The 5704-nt window shown below is 40.9% G+C and carries 3 protein-coding genes; 2 read left to right on the forward strand and 1 reads right to left on the reverse strand.

Going from position 1 to position 5704, the window contains the following annotated elements; all coding sequences use genetic code 11:
- Positions 1-742: 742 nt before the first annotated feature.
- Positions 743-2035, forward strand: a complete 1293-nt coding sequence (locus Q8M41_RS09615) for a dienelactone hydrolase family protein (RefSeq protein ID WP_305365048.1) — start codon at positions 743-745, stop codon at positions 2033-2035.
- Positions 2036-2615: 580 nt separating this feature from the next.
- A complete protein-coding gene (locus Q8M41_RS09620) occupies positions 2616-3890 on the forward strand; it encodes an IS4 family transposase (protein WP_305365050.1) in 1275 nt (424 codons plus the stop codon).
- Between the two features lie 373 nt (positions 3891-4263).
- Here Q8M41_RS09620 and Q8M41_RS09625 read toward each other — a convergent pair whose 3' ends face one another.
- Positions 4264-5424, reverse strand: a complete 1161-nt coding sequence (locus tag Q8M41_RS09625) for an acyltransferase family protein (protein ID WP_305365049.1) — start codon at positions 5422-5424, stop codon at positions 4264-4266.
- Positions 5425-5704 lie beyond the last annotated feature (280 nt).

A 5704-nucleotide genomic window follows, 5' to 3' on the forward strand; every position in this document is an offset into this window, starting at 1 on the left:
CTATCGTGTGGACACATCTTTAAACAGGTGTCAAAGTATCAAAATTTATTATTAAGTAGGGATTTAGGCGCTATGCTGTGCCCCTTTGGAGGGGCTACGGGGAGGATCCACCCCCTTTAATTCCCCCGCCAGAGGGGGACACTGGATGCCTAAGCATAACGACACAGAAATGTGTCCACACGATAGGATAGCTATCGGGTTACTTTTTATGTGAGGCGACGAAGAATCTCATTACGATGAGTATGAAATTTTGCTGAAGCAGGATTTATCTCACTATTTGTGGGTAGTCCACTAGTAAATCTTAATCTTTAATAAATAATGTAGCTGTCAAACCATTTTTTGAGCCTCACCCTGCGTACGGAACTACTGGTTTCAAGTTTTGAGCTGCCCTCTCCAAGGGAGAGGGTTTAAAGGTATTTCAAAGATTATTTGTCGATGGAGGAATGAGTGAATTTGTGCTTTACGTCATCCGCCCAAGGCGGAGCCAACCGTTTTTCTCAACCCAATACTATCGCGTTACTGAAATTATGTGGCGACGAAGTATCTCATGCCCAGAAGCAGGCAGTTTCATTTAGAATAGGATCTCAGACAACAGACAACTGATAACAGGTAACCAGCTGCCGAATTTAGTTTAAAACGTCTTCGCTTATTGCACTCTATTTAAAAAATCCCTTATCTTGTTTTATAATTTGATTTTAATCCCGCAGGTGCGGGTTGGATTTAAAAACAAAATAATAAACGGATGAAAAATAATCGCAGAGACTTTCTTAAGGTAGCAGGCATAGCTGGAGTTGGTGTGGTCAGCAGCAGTATGCTGAGTAGCCTCACATCTTGTAATGATTCCAGTCAGGGTACAAAGGCCCCGATTGTTGATAATGAAAAATTGGATCCAACCAAACAAAGTATCATCGGCCTCTATGGGCCATGGGCCAGTTCACTAATCGAAAATAAAGTTCCTTCTCATTCTTTCAGGAATGCAAAATGGCAAAATATTGATCAGTGGAAAGCATCTGCAAATGAACGTATTCTTGATCGTCTGGGAATTCCTGATATTGGTGGTACTCCAACGGTTACGGTAAAGAAGCAATATGAATATGATGGTTTGCATATTGAAGAGCTCAGCTGGCAGTTACCATACGGTCGTCCTACAGATGCGATCCTTTTAAAGCCGGCCGGTGCAAAAGGAGCATTACCTGGCATTCTGGCATTCCATGATCATGGAGCAAACAAATATTTTGGAACCAGAAAAATTACACGTACCGCCGATAAACAGCATCCTGATATAATAGAACATCAGAAAACATACTATAGTGGCATGGCATGGGCCAATGAGATTGCAAAACGAGGGTATGTTGTTTTGGTGGCTGATGCTTTTCCATTTGCAAGCCGAAGAGTGATGATGCAGGATCTTCCTGCAAATATGCGCAATGGCCTAAGTGATAAGGATCCTGAAAATTCAGAAAATATTAAAGCGTATAATACCTGGGCATCTGCTCACGAGCATACTATGGCTAAGTCACTTTTTTGCGCCGGTACTACCTGGCCTGGTGTCTTTTTTGCCGAGGACCAGAAAGCACTGGATGTTTTATGTGCCCGCAAAGATGTGAATCCGGATCAAGTTGGATGCGCAGGATTATCAGGAGGGGGTATGCGGACTGTATTTATGGGCGGATTGGATTCCAGGATAAAGTGTGCAGTTTGTGTTGGTTTCATGACAACCTGGAAAGATCTGATACTCAACAAATCCTTTACTCATACCTGGATGACCTATGTTCCGGTCCTGCCAAAGGAAATGGACTTTCCAGAGATTCTTGGATTGAGGGCTCCGCTCCCAACTTTGGTCTTAAACGACTCGGAAGATCAATTGTATACTCTTCCGGAAATGCAGAATGCCGATAAAATTCTGAAAGAAGTCTATACAAAAGCAAAAGCAGAGGATAAGTATAAATGTTCCTATTATCCCGGCCCGCATAAGTTTGATAAGGAAATGCAGAAAGAGGCTTTCGACTGGTTTGATCAGTGGCTGAAGGGGTAATTGGACTTACGAAATCACCTGTGCGTTTAGAAAGTCGATTTCGTCAGTCACATCTGGGCTAGGGATTTGTCAATGAGGTAATTTGTCTATGAAAGAGAATTAGCAAATTTATAGCCTCACCCTGTGTACGGAACTACTGGTTTCAGGTATAGTGCTACCCCTCTCCGAGCTACCCTGTACACACAAATATTACGAGATTAAACGAGCAAATGATTGATTTAAATTGAGTTGTATAACATCATAGAGGATATAAAGAATTGCAAAAGATATGTATAGAAGGTTCCCGCTTTCGCGGACAAGGCGATGCGATATATTATAGGAGACTCCGGCCTTCGCCGGAATCTAAATGTACGGTCGTTTCCACTCCGATCCCGGCGAAGGCCGGAATCTCCCAATTAACAACAAAACGTTGTCATTCCGGCGGATGCCCAATGTCATTAAGTTAAGGATTTAAGTTCCTGTTTATCAACTATTTAGGTTGATATTGCCGATTATTTTTTGTATATTATACTGGTAATCAATTAGTTAAGTATCATGCAAAAAAACTGCTGTTGAAATTTTAAAGGTACTTCAGAAGGAAATTTTCAGTAATTTTCTTCAGGAGCGATTTAAAATGAGCGAAAAAGATTTTACAAGGAACAGGAAACAGTCATTTTCGGGAACCGTACTGTTTATGGTTAATTTTCTGACCAAAAGTCTTTCATTGAAAATCGTAAACTTTGTCAGCCATTTAAAAGAGAAGCTTGGCAGGGGTCAATCTGCTTTTACCAAAAGTGCTTTTGTTCAAGCCCGCAATAAAATATCTCCTGAGGTCTTCCGCTATTTGATCAACAGACTCAACGATGAATTTTATACGGACAATTCCAATGTAAAACTTATTCTGGATGGTTTCAGGGTGCTTGCCGTAGATGGTTCATGCATCACCTTACCTACTACCAGAGAACTGGAAGACTTGTACGGAAAGTCAACGAACCAAAACCAGGCCTACACCGTCCAGGCACGTGCTTCAGTGCTTTACGATTTGTCAAACCGTATGGCCCTCAATAGTATTTTGTCACCTATAGACATCGGAGAACGCGAACTTGCCTTGCAGCAATTGCAGCAGTGTAAAAAAGGGGATCTGGTCATCTATGACCGGGGATATCCATCATACGATCTTATTCATGAACACTATGAAAAGAACGTTGCTTTTCTGATGAGGGCCAAATCTGATTTCAACTCCGTAGCAAGCGTGTTTCTCCAGAGTGGTAAGAATTCGCAAATCGTGGAGTTCTATCCAGGAAAGCGCATGGATCTTACGGGTAAAACTTATACTAAAAATACACCGTTAAAAGTCAGACTTATTCGAATAGAATTACCCGCAGGGGAAATCGAGCTTCTAATCACCTCATTAACAGATAGCAGGAAATACAAACACAGCCTATTCAAGGAACTGTATTTCAGGAGGTGGAAAATAGAAACTTATTTTGATGAGTTAAAAAACAAGCTCGGCATTGAGCATTTCTCGGGCTATTCCAATCAAAGTATATTGCAAGATTTCTATGCGGCGGTTTTTGTAAGTAACCTGCAGTCCCTGATCGTGGCCGAACTGGCCGAAGAACTACAGGAAAATATGGGTCAGAACAAATACAGCTACAAAGTAAACACTGCCCTTTCATATGGATTTATGAAAGATCGGATTCTTACTGTTTTTCTTAACAAAGGAGACATGAATCCCATCATTAATGAATTAAAAGAGCTGTTTCGGGGCAACCTGGTACCCATTAGGCCTGAACGATCAAACCCCCGAAATGTGGCTAAATATAAAACCCGAATAAAGCCTAAAGTCACTAAAAATCAAAAAGATACACTATGAGTAATCCTTAACTTAATGACATTGGGCGCAGGCCGGAACCTCCATATTAAAAAAATGTGTGTACAGGGTAGCTCTCCGAGGGAGAGGGTTTAAAGATACTGCTAGGATATGTCGATGGGATGAATTAGCAAATTTGAAACGCCTGTCATCCAGAGAAGCCAGAAGGTTTTCTCAACCCGATAGCTATCTTGTTTCTAAAACTGCACAGCGACGAAGGATCTCCTTTTGCTAGTGCGTGTGTGTCGCGCCTTTTTTAAAGAAATTCAAGATTTACACTCGGCACGCCAACGCCAGTCCCGAGTTTGAGAATGAGTAGAATAGTTAATGAATAACAGAATCTAAAACTTACAACCCAGAACTTATTACTTACAACTTAAATCTTAATAAAAATCTTCTTCCTGTACAAGAAATACATCATTGACCATACCAGAATCAGGGCACCGAGTGCTTCCAGTGCATCATGAAACTGTTCGGGTAATGGAGCATATAGTCCTGCGAAAAGTACGTGAGAGGTGTGTTCAAAATCAATGAAATGATAGGCCAGATAAATGGTTAATGAATTCATCCCTATAACCTGGAAAAAGAAAGCCCAGCTTTGGAATTTCAATACATCGATTACATAATAGAAAAGGCTGAGGATTAAAAAGGCCATTCCGGCAGTGAGCATAATGAACGAACTTGACCAAAGGTGTTTGTTGATCGGGAAATGCAGTCCCCAAAAAAGTCCAATACCAATACCTGCAATACCGGCTATAAGGAGAATCTGCAATTTTTTACCCTCTTTTCTGTCTGAACGCAGGACATCACCCGCCATTGAGCCCATTACGGTAAGGCAAAGCGCTGGTAATTGAGTGATGAGTCCGTTTTCATCATAAATTTTTTGCAGGAGCCTTCCAGGAAGAAAATTTCTATCGATCCATCCAACAAGGTTACCTTCCATACTTAAATTTCCTGCGCCATATCCGGGAACCGGTATAAGGAATAAGGCTGCATAGTAGAGCAGCAGAATTCCGGCAACCCAGAATATTCTGTGAAGGCGGGAGAAGTTCAAATACAACAGACTGGCGAAAAATCCGGCAACACCAATTCTGCCCAACACACTGGCAACCCTGATCTGGCTGGGTTCAAAAAATGTGACAGGCTGGTTTTTATCAAGAATCCCAAGAATAACTAAAATGAGCATCCTCCAGAATGCTTTTTTGTACAATTCAGCTTTTGACAGGCCCATTTCTATTCCTTTATTCAGTGAAAATGCCATGGATACCCCGGCAATGAAAAGAAAAAGCGGGAAAATAAAATCATAAAATGTAAAGCCATTCCATGCGGGATGCTTCAGTTGGCCAGCAATCCAGTCGATCCAGGCTAAGCCAGTATTGTTCTCAAGTAGAACCAGGAATGTTCCTCCGCCTGAAATCAGAAGCATATCAAAACCCCGGAGAGCATCAATGGATTGTAGCCTTTGTGGTTTGTTTACATCCTTGCTATTTTTTGGACTAGGTTGCTTTTTCATTTTTCTTGCTTTGAGTGTTTCCATTGTTAAATTAATATTTTTTGATGTAATCAAGAGATTGGTATTAATAATTTGTGCTGTCTTTAGTAAATAACGTTTAATTTGATCTATAACTTAAGGATATTGGGTATCCGCCACGAATAAATTCTGTGAGTGAGTAAAAAGGAGGTTCCCACTTTCGTGGTATTCTAGGTTTAACTTATCTCCAAATTTAATTTAAAATAGATTCTATCATGCTGCTCTCTCGTAATTTTCCACATATGATTCCCCTCTTTTAATCAGTGCGAACATCCTTAAGATCAGC

This window comes from Daejeonella sp. (assembly GCF_030684675.1).
Lineage (GTDB): Bacteria > Bacteroidota > Bacteroidia > Sphingobacteriales > Sphingobacteriaceae > Daejeonella.

Bases quoted from the DNA above. Each gene is read 5' to 3' on its own strand.
- Q8M41_RS09615 (WP_305365048.1), top strand. From the start codon at position 743: ATGAAAAATAATCGCAGAGACTTTCTTAAGGTAGCAGGCATAGCTGGA.
- Q8M41_RS09625 (WP_305365049.1), bottom strand. From the start codon at position 5,424: ATGGAAACACTCAAAGCAAGAAAAATGAAAAAGCAACCTAGTCCAAAA.